At 37.7% G+C, this 16,350-nt stretch carries 15 protein-coding genes and 1 other RNA gene; 5 read left to right on the forward strand and 11 right to left on the reverse strand.

Features of this window, described 5'->3' with window-relative positions; genetic code table 11:
• Positions 1–213: 213 nt before the first annotated feature.
• On the forward strand, positions 214–1,047 hold the full coding sequence (locus tag QWT69_RS11405; RefSeq protein WP_317965781.1) for a polysaccharide deacetylase family protein: 834 nt from the start codon (positions 214–216) through the stop codon (positions 1,045–1,047).
• A 425-nt stretch (positions 1,048–1,472) separates the two neighbouring features.
• A complete protein-coding gene (locus tag QWT69_RS11410; protein ID WP_317965783.1) occupies positions 1,473–1,739 on the forward strand; it encodes a YqhV family protein in 267 nt (88 codons plus the stop codon).
• A gap of 497 nt (positions 1,740–2,236) precedes the next feature.
• Here the strand turns inward: QWT69_RS11410 and QWT69_RS11415 are convergent, their stop codons facing one another.
• The 6 genes from QWT69_RS11415 to QWT69_RS11440 form a co-directional block, all read right to left on the reverse strand.
• The gene (locus tag QWT69_RS11415; RefSeq protein ID WP_317971053.1) at positions 2,237–2,920 is read right to left on the reverse strand and encodes an FG-GAP-like repeat-containing protein; all 684 of its coding nucleotides are present in this window, start codon (positions 2,918–2,920) and stop codon (positions 2,237–2,239) included.
• 305 nt (positions 2,921–3,225) lie between these two features.
• Positions 3,226–3,495, reverse strand: a complete 270-nt coding sequence (locus QWT69_RS11420; RefSeq protein WP_317965784.1) for a hypothetical protein — start codon at positions 3,493–3,495, stop codon at positions 3,226–3,228.
• A gap of 374 nt (positions 3,496–3,869) precedes the next feature.
• Positions 3,870–3,980, reverse strand: a complete 111-nt coding sequence (locus tag QWT69_RS11425; RefSeq protein WP_317965786.1) for a putative holin-like toxin — start codon at positions 3,978–3,980, stop codon at positions 3,870–3,872.
• 405 nt (positions 3,981–4,385) lie between these two features.
• A complete protein-coding gene (locus QWT69_RS11430) occupies positions 4,386–7,583 on the reverse strand; it encodes a type I restriction endonuclease subunit R, EcoR124 family (protein WP_317965788.1) in 3,198 nt (1,065 codons plus the stop codon).
• A gap of 13 nt (positions 7,584–7,596) precedes the next feature.
• Positions 7,597–8,802, reverse strand: a complete 1,206-nt coding sequence (locus tag QWT69_RS11435; protein ID WP_317965790.1) for a restriction endonuclease subunit S — start codon at positions 8,800–8,802, stop codon at positions 7,597–7,599.
• A gap of 1 nt (position 8,803) precedes the next feature.
• Entirely contained in the window at positions 8,804–11,560 is a 2,757-nt protein-coding gene (locus QWT69_RS11440) for a type I restriction-modification system subunit M (protein ID WP_317965792.1), read from the reverse strand.
• Between the two features lie 469 nt (positions 11,561–12,029).
• Between QWT69_RS11440 and QWT69_RS11445 the strand changes: the two genes are divergently transcribed.
• The 3 genes from QWT69_RS11445 to QWT69_RS11455 all read left to right on the forward strand — a co-directional run bounded on the left by QWT69_RS11445 (position 12,030) and on the right by QWT69_RS11455 (position 13,593).
• On the forward strand, positions 12,030–12,233 hold the full coding sequence (locus QWT69_RS11445; protein WP_317965794.1) for a hypothetical protein: 204 nt from the start codon (positions 12,030–12,032) through the stop codon (positions 12,231–12,233).
• Positions 12,234–12,304: 71 nt separating this feature from the next.
• The gene (locus tag QWT69_RS11450) at positions 12,305–12,817 is read left to right on the forward strand and encodes a hypothetical protein (RefSeq protein ID WP_317965796.1); all 513 of its coding nucleotides are present in this window, start codon (positions 12,305–12,307) and stop codon (positions 12,815–12,817) included.
• A gap of 32 nt (positions 12,818–12,849) precedes the next feature.
• Positions 12,850–13,593 (forward strand): hypothetical protein, encoded by a 744-nt coding sequence (locus tag QWT69_RS11455; protein WP_317965798.1) that lies wholly within the window; start codon positions 12,850–12,852, stop codon positions 13,591–13,593.
• On the opposite strand, the gene QWT69_RS11460 is transcribed toward QWT69_RS11455, so the two are convergent.
• The 5 genes from QWT69_RS11460 to smpB all read right to left on the reverse strand — a co-directional run bounded on the left by QWT69_RS11460 (position 13,570) and on the right by smpB (position 16,342).
• On the reverse strand, positions 13,570–13,944 hold the full coding sequence (locus QWT69_RS11460) for a Fic family protein (RefSeq protein WP_317965800.1): 375 nt from the start codon (positions 13,942–13,944) through the stop codon (positions 13,570–13,572). The two genes, QWT69_RS11455 and QWT69_RS11460, sit on opposite strands and share 24 nt — an antisense overlap.
• A 152-nt stretch (positions 13,945–14,096) precedes the next feature.
• A complete protein-coding gene (locus QWT69_RS11465; protein WP_317965802.1) occupies positions 14,097–14,492 on the reverse strand; it encodes a hypothetical protein in 396 nt (131 codons plus the stop codon).
• Positions 14,485–15,291 (reverse strand): HipA domain-containing protein, encoded by an 807-nt coding sequence (locus QWT69_RS11470; protein WP_317965804.1) that lies wholly within the window; start codon positions 15,289–15,291, stop codon positions 14,485–14,487. Before QWT69_RS11470 ends, QWT69_RS11465 begins: the two co-directional genes overlap by 8 nt.
• Positions 15,292–15,406: 115 nt before the next feature.
• Positions 15,407–15,768, reverse strand: a transfer-messenger RNA (tmRNA) gene (ssrA, locus tag QWT69_RS11475).
• Positions 15,769–15,874: 106 nt separating this feature from the next.
• Positions 15,875–16,342, reverse strand: coding sequence for an SsrA-binding protein SmpB (gene smpB / locus QWT69_RS11480; protein WP_317965806.1), 468 nt, complete (start codon positions 16,340–16,342; stop codon positions 15,875–15,877).
• Between the last annotated feature and the right edge of the window lie 8 nt (positions 16,343–16,350).

Genomic DNA, 16,350 nt, shown 5'->3' on the forward strand with positions numbered 1-16,350 from the left:
TAAGATACATGAAGTTTATCCATTCTGATATTGATTTTTATTCATGCCATTGCCCGTTATTATGTGGTGTAATGGTGCCTTTTCCATCAAACTCAGGAGTTAGTACCACGTTCACTTCTTTTTCATAATAACCCCGCTTCCGTCAAAAATAACAATGGGGATAATGAATAGCATCTGTTATCAACACGAAGCATTAAAAAAGGAGATGAATGGATGAAAGGTCTACTTTTCAAGTGGTTGTTGGTCACGGGAGGTTTCTTTAGTTTTCATATAACAGAAATCGTGACTGTTCACGCGAATGAGGATCCCTCGATAAATGTATCGCGGCAATGGTCGAAAACGGTTATACAAAATGATCAGGAAGAAGATACGCCTAAACAGCAGCCCGTTGACCTAAGAATTTTACAACAACGGTATCCAGAACTATTTTTCTTACAAGGGCCAACTTATCAAAAACGAGTTGCTTTAACTTTTGATGATGGTCCTGACCCGCGTTTTTCAAATGATGTATTAGATGTATTAAAACAGTACAATGTACCAGCAACATTCTTCGTGTTAGGATCAAAAGCCATGGCGAATCCTGAAATTGTTAAGCGTATGCAAAACGAGGGGCATGTCATCGGGAACCATACGTACGCCCATCCCAACCTAGTCGCAGAAGCGGACCTCGATACCTTAGAGCAGGAAGTAACTAAAACGGAGGACACGCTTAACGGCATCATTGGGTACCGGACAAAATTATTTAGACCACCCTATGGCTTCTTGTACAATGAATTAGTCGAAAAGCTACGCGACATGAACTATTACGTGATTGGCTGGTCGGTTGATTCGTTGGATTGGCAGGAAGACCCGCCGGAAGTTATTGCTTCAAATGTGCTAGACATTATTCATCCAGGCGCGATTATTCTCATGCACGACGGAGCAGAATTGGACGGAGATCGGACCAATACAATCAAATCGCTTCACCAAATTATCCCGACACTGCAAGAGCAAGGGTACGAGTTTGTCACAGTACCGGAACTGTTGGATATCCCCTTTAAGAAATAGAAGGTCTCTCTTCTATTTCTTTTTATATTCCTAATCCAACCACTTGCCTTTCAACAGATTGAAACTTATACAAAAAAGAAGCATGGATTCCCCAAACTGGGGAGCTATGCTTCTTATCAATACTGTTTTCCATAAAACTTATGGAGACGGTGGTGAATACGGTGCCAGCCACTCAAACTAACAAAACACCCCATTGAATTGCGTGAGTAATTAGCACAACTACAGCATTGCATAAAGACATGCATTGCTTATCTGCAATCACTATGGTTCTCCTTTCGCCAAGTCCAACTTGAATTCAATTACTTCCTGTTTCGCAGAAGTGGTTTTTTTATAATGAACACAGGCCGGCTTACATATAGTAAGAAAAGTCCAAGGGGAAAACTCAAATAAAATGGATGAATAATGAAGGGAACGAGGCAACATGATTGGTTGAAAGAGCATTGTTACTAATTATCTTATTGCGGATCTTTTCAGGCAGTATTGACATCACTGCAGCCATGCTAATGTACAAGTTTAATGATTTGGAAAAAGCTTTTTACATCAACACGTTACTAGCTCTTGTAGGTCCTTGTATCTTAATCATCACTACGGCAATCGCATTATTCGGTCTCACTGAAAAAATTTCTCTCATGCGAATGGTCTGCCTTTTTGTTGGAATCACGTTAATTTTTATTAGCTTGAAATCCAACTAAGAGTAAGGGGTGGCCGATGCAACAGCTTTCATGGGAGAGCTCATATTAGGTATGGGTAAATGTACGTCTTAACTAATTGATTACAGGCAAAAAAAGACCGCTTCATGTAAATCACATGAGGCGATCTGTATATTTGTAAACAGGTAAACCTTGTTTAACGAACTCCCAAACCCACTATTGGCAGCATGATTCTAATAAAAGGTAATCACATAGCGCCGGTAAGGCCATCTGCATTCACTTAAACCGTCGCTGTCATCGTCTTTCTCCCACTGTGTCGTCATAACAATGTTTCTTGCTCGGACACACCTAACAATCCGTCTCCTCACTTGCACGCCACATATCAATGGTTTTATGGATAAAATGCTCTTAAAATAAGGCGACCGGCAATCAAACAATCACGTTAATTGGAACAAACGATAATGTTTAAACTTTCATGATTGAGTGTACAGGCACCTTAATACAGAGACTACCTAAAATTAAAATACCTTTTTCTTCTGTCACTTACTATCCACGCCAAATACAGACACAGTCAGTCGATTTGAAATAAATTCGATGTCTTGCCACGACAATAGATTTTCAACATATCCTAATGTATCTGAATTGGTTGGTCCAATAATACGTTGCAAGGCCAATAAATCAAAATAATTGTTTCTGTTTGTTGTATTAATTGGGAATAAGGCTCCTATACCAAGAACTCCGCCTTGTACTGGATTTTTTAATAGCCCATTACTGTTATAAAACTGAGATAAATAATCAAAGCCTTTGGTACCAATGTCTATGATGAATAAAACGTTAAGCTGAGAGCTTTCCACACGCACTTTATAGAAATTCTCATAATGTGCTTCGAATTCATATTTGTCATCGTAGTCATCACTGTTGAACAATTCTCGTAACCTGTTATTCCTAAAGGAATAGATATAAAAAATACGATATCCCCCACTGCCGCCCGTATCCATACTTATCATAATGTCAGGGACACCATCTTTGTTGAAATCTCCAAGAAACAAGCGCGCATTATAGCCGGCGTTATTTTTCAGATGAACGGTTGTACTTTTAGTTGTCCGTCCATCACGAATCACAAGCGTAATGTTATCGGCATAGATACCTGGTGGTCCATCAAATTGACCATACAAATAAACGGTGTCCATGATACCATCCCCATTTACATCTCCCATTTGCATATCCAACAATGTACGTTTCCCGTTAACCTCAAACCCTCCTGTTCAAATGTAATCGTTGTTCATTGTATGCTATGCTGATAGGGTCTAGTTGATTTTCTTCTAATGAGTAAGTATCCAGCCCAAAGCACAGAAAAATGAAATTGGTACCAGATCGTTAAATCAAAACAGCGCCTTTATCCACAACGGACAAGACGCTTTTAAAGTTATTTTACTTATACAAGTTATCATAAATTCGTTGCAATACAGAACTAATATCCAGACGGCAATAATAATTAGCATCTAAAATCTATTTCGGAATTTTAATTTTATTCATAAATAGATTCTACATAATCAATACCTTTAGCTGTAATACTTACACCTGAACTATCTCCAGAAATATCTATTTGAATATAACCAGATGTAACAAGATAATGATAAGCTAAGTGTTTTTCGCTATTTCTTTCCCCGTATAACTCATTCGATTTGACAATCAAACAATTATTTTGTGTAGGAGAAAAAAAATGAAGATTATACAGTTCTTCTAAAATTTCTAATCTTAATTTCTTTCGTTCTTTCATTGATTTAACATCTATCATATTATTATCCCCCTTTTCGCATTTAGTGAAAGGTACCTGCAACAAAAATTCATGATAATTCAACCAACTTGAATGAAAATACACCCAGTCAGAATAAATCTATACTTAATAGCTTCATGCTTTTATTTTCATCCAATTGTAGTGTATTTACTGAATAGTTCTCTGCACAAGTACCCTACAATTAATCCGTCCAATCGTCATAACACATGTATTCTCCGTATGATTGTGGTAAACTGAACATATACTTAAAAAAGACCGGGTGCGCTAACACCCAGTCAATACAGCTGACATCCGCTTGAAGTGCGGTCGGCCAGTATCACGAGAGTTTTTATAAGAGTAACTACCCTGCTTACTTACCGGTTAGCGGAGGGTAGTTACTTTTTTCTTTTGGTGTATAGAGCAATTATCGCTACAATGGCTGTTGCCGTTGCTACGAGGAACATTCCAAATTGGAACATCATTGTCATTGCTTCGTATGTCACCATATAAACACCCCCTTTCCCAAGGGAGTGCCAACCGCCCATCCGCCGTATGTCGCTGTACCTCCCATTCTATCACTTACTCTATAGAAAGCGAACAGGAATTCTTAAATGCTCGCACAAAAAAAGAAGCGCAAATCCTCCATGGTAGAGAATTTGCGCTTCTTAAATTTGCTTTTGTCCATAATTTCTATGGAGGCGGCGGGAGTCGAACCCGCCACGAGGATAAACGCTATAATACCGCTAATTATAAGGGTTTATCGCTGCTATTGCAAATGCTTGACTACGTATTTGACTACGTTTTAACAAATTTGTGTTGCGGGGGCAGTATTTATTGATGTAAAACTATAAATATTAAAGTGCAGCGGCATTTTTTCTCATCTCATTAGGATTCATTGGTTCAGCTCAAGTTCAATACCTAATTCCTGTTTTATCATCTAGAGTGTTGTATTCGAGATTTTCATCTACTGTCTCTATTTCAAATCCACCTTCTAGTAAGAATTTGCGTAAAAACTCATCAATACGTATATTGACCTGATATGGCTTTATTGACTTTCCACTAATTTTTTCAAAATAAGACCTAGCTCTCTCTTTAACAACAGTTTTTTTCAAGTTATCAAACCGATTATATTCATTGATATTGGACTCTGTGATTTTAAGGCTCATCATTTTCCGCAATTCTGCTTCATTAAGACCTAGTAATTCAGCAAATTTATGAATCTGATCGTTTTCTGCTTTTGCACGATACTCAATAATATAATCCTTAAGTGTCTTACCAGTTTCTACGACAATGTTTCCACTTTGAACATCATACATGAAAATATTCGCATACTTTTGCTCTTCTTGCGTCAATGTTGAAAATGTTGTGTGAAGATCATTTAACGCATCTTCAATAGCTTGTTTTGTAACTCCTGTTTGATTAATCAAGCGAAGATATTTTTGAAAACGTGAATTCATGTAATTAGTATCAATTACACCCGTATCAATTTCTGTAAGATATCCTTCCACTTCAAATGGAACTTCGCTTTCTCCACCGCTGCCACCGCCGCTAAATAGCTCCTTGTAGCGTAAAGCTAATATCAGATAATCTGTTTCATCAAACTTCATTACAACTGATGTTTTTGGTTTTCCTTGTCCATGAGAGAAATCATAGTCCCTTCTCTCCCATTTGAAGCCTTGAATTCGCGAGGCTTCCAAGTATTCATTGAAGCCTTTAAACAAGGAAGCGAATTTTCCTCTCGCTGTAAAATCTTCGGGTAATTTCTCAAAGTTTTCAACCCCCGCTGTTTCGAAAACATTTTTTATTTCTTCGAAGATGGTATTCAACTTCCTAAGATTACCTTCAAGCTTCTGAACAAATAACTCAACAGGCTTATCACCGGAATATATCTTAACTGCTTCATTTATATTGCGCTCCATCGTATTTGGGTATCTATAATAACGAATTGTACCAAACGGCTTCTCTGGGCCAAACAAACGATTTGTACGTGAAAATGCCTGAATAATATTGTCATACTTCATCAATTTATCCATGTATAAAGTATTAATCCATTTCGAATCAAAACCTGTCAACATCTGATCGACAACAATTAAAATATCAATTTGTTGATTTGGCTCGCGTTCAATCATGACGTATGGCTTCTTATGTGAGAGTCTAGAGGCAATATCTTTCTTTAATTTGGCGTGCGTAGCGATAGAAAAATCTTGACCGTATCGTTCATTATAGTCTTCAATAATTTCAACCAAACCGTCTTCCTTAAATTCGACATCACCCATGTTATCGATATTGGGGTCAAATAGCGCGGTTACTTTCAAGCCAATTTCATTCTTATTTAATAGTCTATAGTACATGATAGCTTCAGGAATGCTACTTGTCGCAAATATAGCATGAAATTTGCTCGCGTGACTCAATGTCATCCAGTTATCTAAGATGTCCCGTACAACTGTTTTACGGTGAACCTCAAGTTCATATTGTGACTTTGGTACATAATCTTCAATACCTTTGTGATAGTTTTCTAACGAATCCTTATACCCAGCCATTGGAACTTGAGTAGAATTAAGAAACTTATAATAAATTTTAGATTTTCGCTGATCTTTTATTGCTTCTTCTTCAGATTTTGCTTTTGCCTGATGGAGTGCTACCTCTTTCCGCAGGTCACGATCCCTATAAGTCAAAACTTTATATGGGTCAAAACCAAGTACATTCTCGTCCCGAATCCCATCAGCGATACTGTAGCGGTGCAATTCGTCTCCAAATACTGTTGCAGTCGTATTCATCTTCCTTTGATTTTCTTTATGAATTGGAGTTCCAGTGAACCCAAAGAAAATAGCAGATGGAAACATCTCTTTAATAGTAATTAACATGTCTCCAAAAGTTGAACGATGCGCTTCATCTATGATGAAAACAATACGTTTTGACCTCATTACTTCAAGGTCTTTTGAATTTAATCCGCCTTCATCATCTTTAATACGTGACATCTTTTGAATGGAAGTCACAATCAACGTATCTGCGGGGCTCGAACTCTTTAGCTTGGTAATGAGTACGTTGGTGTTTTCCGTGGCTTGTACTTCTTCGTTCACTTCAGCGAAACCACGATAAACATCAAGAGATTGCGTACCAAGTTCTATTCTATCCATTAGGAACAGAACCTTATCCGCATCTTTTGAGTTGGCAATTAACTGTGCAGATTTGAAACTTGTCATGGTTTTACCTGATCCAGTAGTATGCCAAATATAGCCCCCAAGCATGCTCTTGCCATCCCATTTTGTCTTTGCAACCTTATTGGAAATCGCATTCGCAGCGTAATACTGATAGCTACGCATAACTTTCAACACTCCGTCACCACTATCTGGAACGGTGTAAAATCCTATTAATTGGTGCGCCATTGGAATAGATAATAGTGAACCTGCAATATCTTTCCAATTATTCAGAGGTTCATTATTGAAATCTGCCCAATGAAAATAGAAATCAGAATTAAATTTCCCGTCAGGCCCTGGATTAGCAAAGTAAACAGTTTCCTCTGGTTCCATCGCTACAAATACTTGAACTAAAGAGAATAACCCGGTATAAATTCCTTCGTTCGCGTATTTCTCAATTTGATTATATGCTTGACTTACAGAAACACCGGAACGCTTCATCTCAATATGAATGACAGGCATGCCGTTAATCAGCAACATTAAATCTCCACGACGATCGTTTAATATTTTTGATTTCGTTGGAAAATATGGCTGTTGTGCAATTTGGTAGCGACTTTGACCGCCCGCAATTTCTAAACGGTCATAAATTTTCAAGCTAACCTCTTTTCCAAGATGTATCTTGTCTTCAGGATTATCTCGTGTAATTGAAATTGATTTTCCATTGATAAACCCATTAAGGTTTAGTGGAGTACGAAGCTCTGTAATCTTTTCCATAATCTGTTGCATTTCACTATTAGTTAATGGGACATTATTTAAACGATCTATATCACGGTTATTTTGAAAGAGTATATCCGCCCAGTTTCTTATTAAATCTTCTTCGGTTGGGAATTTAATTACTTCCTCCCAGCCTTTTTGTGATAGCAACAAGTTGATTAATGCTTCCTCAAACTCCGCTTCATTTGTAAAAACCAACTGCTATCCCCCCTTAAACAAACATCTTTTGAAGTAATGCTTTTTTAATATTAACTAATTTCCCCAACTCAAGCTGTTGGAGAGCTATAAGCGCGTCTATTTGAATGAAGAACTCTCCAATTTTTACTTGTTCCTTCTTTGATGGTACTGCAAGTTTGAAACTAGCATATTCCCGGGCGTTAACCCCCGGTTGCCCAGAGCGTTGAGATGTAATTTTAATGAAGTTGCTATAGGCATCAGTCAGTGTATTTTGATAAATAAATTCTGAGTCATTAGATTCATTAATACGTGCTCTAATTAAGAATCCTGCATAATAAACCTTCCCATCAGTTTCCCTGTACCTATAAGTTTTGCCAACACTAGCACCTGTTCTTGCAAAAAGGATATCGCCTTTTGAAAGTAGGTAATTGTCCGCCTTATCCAACTCTATATTAGGTGAAGTTAAATTATCTTTAATGAACTCTCGACTGTTTTCATTAATATCTGTAATGCGAAGATACTTATTTTTCCCATCATATTCTTTAGCAGCTGCATTCAATCCATATTCAAATGAAGTAGCCAAATCACCTAACTTCCGCTCTTCCCATGGAGCTGTAAATTCTTCAAAACGAATATCTGGTTTATCTTTTCCCTTTTTCGGAAACATTTTTTCAAGTAAAGCCTTTTTCATGAAAACCATTTTTTCGAACTTATGTTGGTGAAGAGCGATAGACTGGTCTAATTGTTTGAAGACGTCACCAATTTTAATCTGTTCTTCCACACTTGAAGGTACTTTAAATTCTGTATTGGAAACAACTGCCCAATCTGAACGAGGCATTTTTGTTCCAGTGGATAAATTTGCGACTGTTTGATACTTATTAGTTTGGATTAATGAATATATAAAATCACTATCCGTATCTTCAGGACGAAAAACCCAAAAATCACCTACTGCAATACCTGTAAAATCTGGCCGCAACCAATTTTTAAGATATGGCCGCAACTTCCCAAAAAGAATATCTCCTGGTTTAAATTCAATACCTTTCTTCTTACTTTTTTTTCGAAAAATATTCTTATTAAGTTGTCCTTTCCCTGAAACAATATCTTCATACTCTACCCTAGGGAGACTTTCATCCTCACTTGAAGTGGAAACTCGACTTACAAGTGCAGAAAACCTATGCTGTTCCCAAGCATCAGTAAAGTGGTCATATCTAATTTCAGGGTATTTTTTACTTTCAAACATATTATTCACCCTTCAATAGCTTTTGGAACTCGCTAAGCCCCTTCATATCGTGTTCATTACCTTTTAACTCATCAATTAATTTTGCTAAAGTTCTCTTTGAGGTTGTCATTTCACTTTCTACTTCGTAGTATGTCGTTGCATACTTATCTGCTAGCTGTTGAACCTTTAAAATAAGATCAGAGATAATATTACTTGGTACTTCATATAAACCCGTTACTAATGGAATTATCCACTTCAATTCAAGTAATTTACAAACTTCTTCATCTGATAAGTTTTCTATTGTTTCTTTTGTCTTCATATGAAGTGCCGCAGAATCTATTCTCAATTGAGCCCTTAAATCTCTTTCTTCAATAATTAAATCACTAACTCGAACAAGTTTCGCCTCAAATGATTCCTCAGGGAATTCATAATTCAATTGTAATTTTCTCAAATACGCATTAACCTTGGATTTCCCGAATGTACCATCTTTATTCGGTTCAATATTTGCCCAGTTAACTTCCGAATGATTAGCGACGAATCTTTCTCTTTCCGATTTCTTTGCTTTTGCATCTAGCAAAGTAATATATTCGTTCAAAGTATTAATCTCTTCTGATTCAATATCTGTGTATGCAGTGTTAAGGGCTATATTTACTTCAGCAGTAACGAAGGCATCATTATCATCATTTAATACTGGAGATTCTTTTTCTTCTTCAGAAAGTGTTTCAATAACTTTGGAATAGCAGGAGGAAATATCATCCAAACGATTCTCCATGACTTTAATAGCATCTGCTTCTTCTTTGAGTATTGTAGACTGAATCAATTCAAATGGAATTACACGTCCTACATAGCCTTCTTGAACTTCAACTTCTTTCCCATTCCTTTTTCTTAAGACAATGTTGTCATCGACTTTTTTCGTGACTTCAAAGCCTTCAGTCTGGATAATTTCTAAATCCACTGCAATCTTTGACCACTCGTCGTCAAATACTTGATAAGCTTGATATTTATCTACTAAAGGAATTAAAGATAGACGATCGAAAATTTCATTACTAATTGTTGTTTTTTCTTTATTAATATTTATTGAAGTGTTTTGATCAATGAGCTTATTTATAAGATAGTCTTCAAATCCTTCAAACGATTCGCGATAATTGTTTATGAATTTTATCACATCGACATTTTCAGTAATAGATTTCATCACATCATTTGTCGCTATGTCAACATATGGTGATTCCTCCTCTAAAAACAAATCCTCCTTTAGCGTTGGTAAGCACTCCCAAAAAGCGGACAAATTTTCAATTTCAGTTTTGGGAATCCCGCCAAACATAGATGCGTAAATATCCCAAGACTCACTTTCATCCGAGGAATCTACGTAAAGTGAAATATTTAATTTATAGTCGTTTTTTCGGATGTCATCCCGGCAAACTTTTCGAGAATACTTTTCAACTTCGAGACGCTGGGTAACTGTATCAACAATTTTCTTAATATCTGATCCTCGTAATACATTGTTTTTACCAACCTTAACAAAATCTTTTGAAGCATCCACAATTAAAACGTCATTTGTTGTTCGCTTCTGTTTTAAAACCATAATTATTGTTGAGATATTTGTCCCAAAGAAAATATTCGAAGGTAAACCTATAATTGCATCAATATTGTTGTGTTCAATTAAATTCTTACGGATTTCTCCTTCTTCACCGCGGAATAACACACCATGTGGTAGGACAATTGTCATAATACCTTCTGATTTAATGTGAAACAAATCATGAAGCAAGAAAGCGAAATCCGCCTTTGTCTTAGGAGCAAGTCCATAGTTTGCATATCGCGGATCGTTTTCTTTACTGGTAGGATCCCATGTTTGCGAATATGGTGGATTTGATACTACCGCATCGACATAAAGCGGGTCATACGTTTCAATAGGATTATTGTCATCAAAGTAAGGCCAATCATCTTCAAGTGTATCCCCATTGCGTGTTACGATATTATCTGGAATAATTCCACGCATAACTAGATTCATTCGAGTTAAGTTATATGTGTTTTCCTTTAATTCTTGAGCGTAATACTTAATGTTGTTTTGGTTATCAATATGCTTTGCAACAGATTTCCCTATGTTGATTAGCAATGAGCCTGAACCGCTAGTAGGATCATAGATTTTAATTTCATCTTTGTCTTTTAAATGATTCGCTACAATTTCTGACATCAAGACAGATACTTCATGTGGGGTATAGAATTCTCCCGCTTTTTTCCCTGCGTTTGCGGCGAACATACTAATCAAGTATTCATATATAAAACCAAGAACATCATAGTCTTGTTTACCGTCCATCGGGATAATTTTAATTAAATGGATTAACTCACTAATCGCTTTCGTCTGGGCACCAGAACTATCTCCTAATTTACTTAACCCGGTTTCTAAAGTATTGAAGATACGATCGAAGACTCTTTTATGACTAGGACTAATAAGACGACTGAATGCAGACAATCCTACACGGACATTATCAACAGAAAAGTCTTTCCCAAGCTCTAGCCAAGTTGAGAACAAATTACCGTATTCGATAAAGTACCCGATTCCATTTTGAATGAATGCTACTTCATCCTGGCTTTCTTCTTTCAGATTCTTAATATCCTCAAGCGAATAATCATTCTCCTTTAAGAACTTTACTTCTTTATCAGATAAAAACTTGTAGAAGATAAATCCTAAAATATAATCCTTGTACTCGTTTGGATCAATCTTTGAACGCATCTTATTTGCAGACTCCCAAATTCTTGAGGCTAATTGCTGTTTATTCATTATTCCACCCTATTCATTCTTTGTTTTGTTCCTTAGTTCTATTTTATCACAATGACCTTATATAAAAAGGGTCGTATAGATAGAAGTTTGGTGAACAATGCTGTTAGACTTCGGCATTGACATCAATTTAGATTGGTTTCACTCCATTTATCGCAATGTTAGTACGACTTAGCGATCAACTCTTCATTACGTTCAGAGGTATTAGGTGAGGGCACAGAGATTCTTTCTTTTATTTTCTTCCTGACAAAATATAATTTCCATTAGTTAACTAAAAACTTTTGACAAGAAAAAAAATATACTTTTGACTAACACCTGGTCATCTATAAACTAAGGGGGTACCCCACCGTTTCATGCCCCACCCCTTTATTATACCGTTGTTTATCCACTTGGATAGATAGCGGTTTTTTTGTGTTTTACAGGGACGACAGGCGCGGTGAGAGGAGCGCAACTTTGAAGGGAGGTGAAAGATGTGAATGAGTCGTTAGCACGTGTATTAGTAGGCGCAAAAGAGTTGAACAAGTGGGTTGCAATAAAGCACCTAACGTACAAACAGCTTGAAAGTCTGAATTTAATTGAGCTTGAAGATGAAGGTCATCTACTTGTCCATCGCCATTCTGTAGAAGGTATCTTATTGAAGCTGACATTAAAGGGATACCTTCAATACAAGAATTAATGCGATGTATATTCAAGACCGGAATAACTGCGTAAGACGAAATTTTATTTATCACTGGGAGGAATTCAGTTATGAAGAAACCTGTATGGGAGCAATACAACAGTTACACAGAAATGACAGATGGAAAGGATGTTACACCTTTGGAGATGCAGATAATCTACAACGACCTTGTGAGTGAGTACAAATCTATTGCAGACCAGATTGTAGAATCAATTGATCGCAATGATTACATCGAGTTGTCGAAGTTGATAAACCAAAGAAAACATGTACAGGCAGCTATCGATGAAATGAAAGCGTTGTATGGAGATAAACTCCATATGTCTCATAAGACGAGAGGGCAATTAGCTGATGCATTATCCAAAAGTGCTTATTTTGCCGATACCCGGGGTGAGGAAGCTTTACGAAGCATTTTTACAGGTTTCGAGAAAATCAATGAGACCGTGCGAACAGCTGCAGACAAAGCAGTGAATGGTACTACTAACGCACTCAACCTCGGAAATCGGATGAATTACAAAATTAGCCGCAGCATTCTATCGCAGACTACAAACAGCCTGTTAAAGCTGGCTAACACCTTTAAGAAATAATTTCATATTAAATGCAAAGGGGCGATAAACAAATGATTGAAAAACAGCAGAAGATTGGGAAGAAGCTTGTTCCGTTTAATATCCCTACATCCACTCAGACATCGTTGCCTAATCTGGTTCTAACATCATCGGAGTCAAAAAAGCGGATCAATGAATTGAATGAGTTCGTTCAAAATTCCTTAGTTAAAGGCGTCGATTATGGCATGGTAAACGGATTCTCTAAACCTACACTTTTAAAGCCTGGCGCAGAGAAACTTTGTGACGCATTTGGCTTTTCAAAGACTGTAGATGTTGTTAATCGCATTGAACAGTGGGAAACGGGAGTATTCGCATATGAGGTGAAGATAACGTTATCACGGAAAGATAATGGAATCGTCGAAGCTGAAGGTTTAGGATCTTGCAATAGCAAGGAAGCGTCATTTCGGCACCAAGATCCTTTTACGATTGTGAATACCGTCCTGAAGATGGCGAAGAAACGAGCATTAATTGATGCCATTTTATCCGCGACTCGTGCGAGCGGTCTATTTACTCAGGACATTGAGGACTTTCCAAAACAAAATGACTTTAAGGAAGGTGATGAACCGGCGACTAAATTCCAGCTACAAACAATCTATCGTCTTGTTTCTGAACTCGACATCAGTAATGGTGAAGCGAAAGAGTTGATGATAATTTTGTTTAACGTCGAAAAAAGTACGAAGTTATCAAAGAAGCAGGCGCATGACTTCATTCAGGATTTACTTCTATTGCAAAACTCACGGAAGGAGGAGCAATGTTGAATCTACGACCAAATTGAAAGCCCATCGATTGCAGATGCAGTCAATGGGCCACTCAATCAAATCTGTCATCAGTTGTGGCACCATTAAAGCATCGGGCGGTGTATAAGATGCACCGGAGATAATGCCATTCCGATTACGGTACATCCCTGCATTATCTCTGTCTATTTTATTTAACACGATACTATGCAAGTCTTTGACGACTCTTTCTGAAAAAGGGATTTCTTCTTGCACAATTTCTTCAGCTACTAGAATCGCTTCTTTGTGATTAATAGCTTCTAAATGTTCGCGCATGGATTTACCTGCAATCGTGATGCCGTCTTCGAGTACTGCCTTCGTTTCATATACCGTCAATGTATTTCCTTCGATTGCGTTTGAGTGATATGTGCTCTTGATAACAAAATCGGCCATAAGTTCCCGAAGTAATTCTGGTGATAGTTGACGTTGCTAGCCACCTTTCTCTTTCAGCATGGTCAATCGATGTAGCCTATCAGATAGATCCTCTTTCACGACTCTTGCACTTCCACTTCAGGATAATAAAGATCCTTCCGCAAGCAAACATCCTTATGCTTCAATGTCTCTCCCGCAAACCGCAGCCAAATCTCATCATCTGCCATAACACCATGCGTCTTTCTGACAATGCCCCAGCGGTTAAAGGCTTGCATGCCGAGACTCTCCAATAGTTCATCAGCATTGACACGAGTAGGAGGAAATGTTCGCCATTTCAACCATTTCTCAAGTTCTTCAATTGTAATATGTCCTTCCATATTCGGAGAGAACTGCTTATTGAAATCAGTAATATAGTTAATAACGTAAGGCGTCCCACCATTTGCTGGCTTTAGGTCCACCCGCGCAATGACTTCATCCATCCACATGACGTCGAATTTCATATAATCAATCATCGGTATCACTTCCTTCAAAGAACAGATGGGCGTAACCGGGATCATTCATTTGGGAAAGAAGAACTTTCCCCGCTCTTCCAAAATCGATATCCGTCGTTTCAAGTCGATGAAGCAGCTTGGTCTTATTAATGAACGCCGGTCCTTCATATAAAGCAAGTTGCTTGGAAAAACGTGAATTGAATGGCTTTGCCTTCACTTTACGTTTTAAAATAGTTAATGGTTTGCCTGGCGGATAATCTTTTTCATCAGATAAAAGACTAAGTCCATTGTCAAAAATTGGTGCAATTTTCCAAGTCTTTTCTACTGGATTATATAAAAATAGGATATTATTTGTATGGCGATCTTCATTCAAAATAAGCGCGTCAAATGCAAGCATCTGGGCAATTGAATCCCTAACTTCGAGTCCTGTATATTTCTCGACTCGTTGCATAATCTGTTCAAATTTCTCTTTTGTCGATATAGCATTATTGTTGAGTATGGAATCAGTAGAAGAGAAATTCGCTTCGAATAAACGTTCAAGAGTGACTTCTTGCAGTTTCCCTCTAAAGTCATAAGAATAACAGCCAATGGTAGTTTCGCCTGTAGGTAAAAGAATTTCACAAGATTTGTAGGTAACATATTGTTGTTTCTTTAATGTTGAGCAAGATAAGATGAGTGAAGCAAGTACCTCTGCCACACCTTCATAACCTCGTGTATTTTCTTTAATCCACTTATCACCGACTTGCCATTTTGATTGATCACCTTTACTTGAGGTGCTTGTAATACGCACTGCTTCAGTAGGAATCGTAATCAATTCCATATCATTCACATCCCCCGTCCATAAAACTTCTTTCTGGTATAGAAAAAAGATATTGCCCAGAAGTCTATCCTCTGTTCAATATCTTTATCTACTGCTTTACTATTTTCCATAATTTCTATGGAGACGGCGGGAGTCGAACCCGCGTCCAAAGGCTCTGCTACTTCAGCGTCTACGCGTGTAGATCGACTACTTTCGATTCGCGCTGCATTATGCCGTCAATCAAGGCGTCTTGAGCGCTATCCCGGAAGTCTCTTGCAACGGCCTCAGGAGGCAACCGTTACCGTATCCCACTAAAAGTTGAGCCTAGACAATGCCACATGGGCGATGGAATTGCTAGGCAGATTCAACAGCTTACGCTGCGAATGCTAGGTTGTTGTTTGTTTTGCCAGTTATTATTAACTGTCGTTTCTGACGGAGACGATCCCTCCGACGCGCAGCTCAAGCCCAGACCACCCCTGTCGAATCCGTAACGTCCCCGTTAGCTAAAGGTCAATTTCAACCTCTATAGGGATGTCAGGAAGGCCTACTGAAAGGCTTCTGAACTATTTCACTATCTTTATGTTACTACATTTTCGACTAAAAATCAATATTGCTGTTTTGCCTTGAAAGCACGTTCCACTTCACGCTTCGCTTCTTTCTTCTTCAAGTCTTCGCGTTTATCGTACAACTTCTTCCCTTTACCGATACCGATCAATACTTTTGCAAAACCATCTTTCAAGTACATTTTAAGCGGCACAATCGCAAAACCTTCTTGCTTTGTTTGACCGATCAATGACCTGATCTGCTTCTTATGCAATAGTAGCTTTCGAGATCGCAATGGATCGTGGTTAAATTGGTTTCCTTGTTCGTACGGACTAATATGCATATTGGAGATCCATGCTTCATTATTGCGGATCAAAACAAACGCATCACGAATTTGGACCTTACCATTACGAATCGATTTGATTTCGGTCCCTTGCAGAACAATACCAGCTTCAATCGTCTCTTCAATGGCAAAATCATGATTCGCTTTTTTATTAATCGCTAATACTTTCCCTTGACCCTTCGCCATATAGTTTC

The organism is Sporosarcina oncorhynchi (assembly GCF_033304615.1).
In the GTDB taxonomy this organism is placed as follows: Bacteria; Bacillota; Bacilli; order Bacillales_A; family Planococcaceae; genus Sporosarcina; species Sporosarcina oncorhynchi.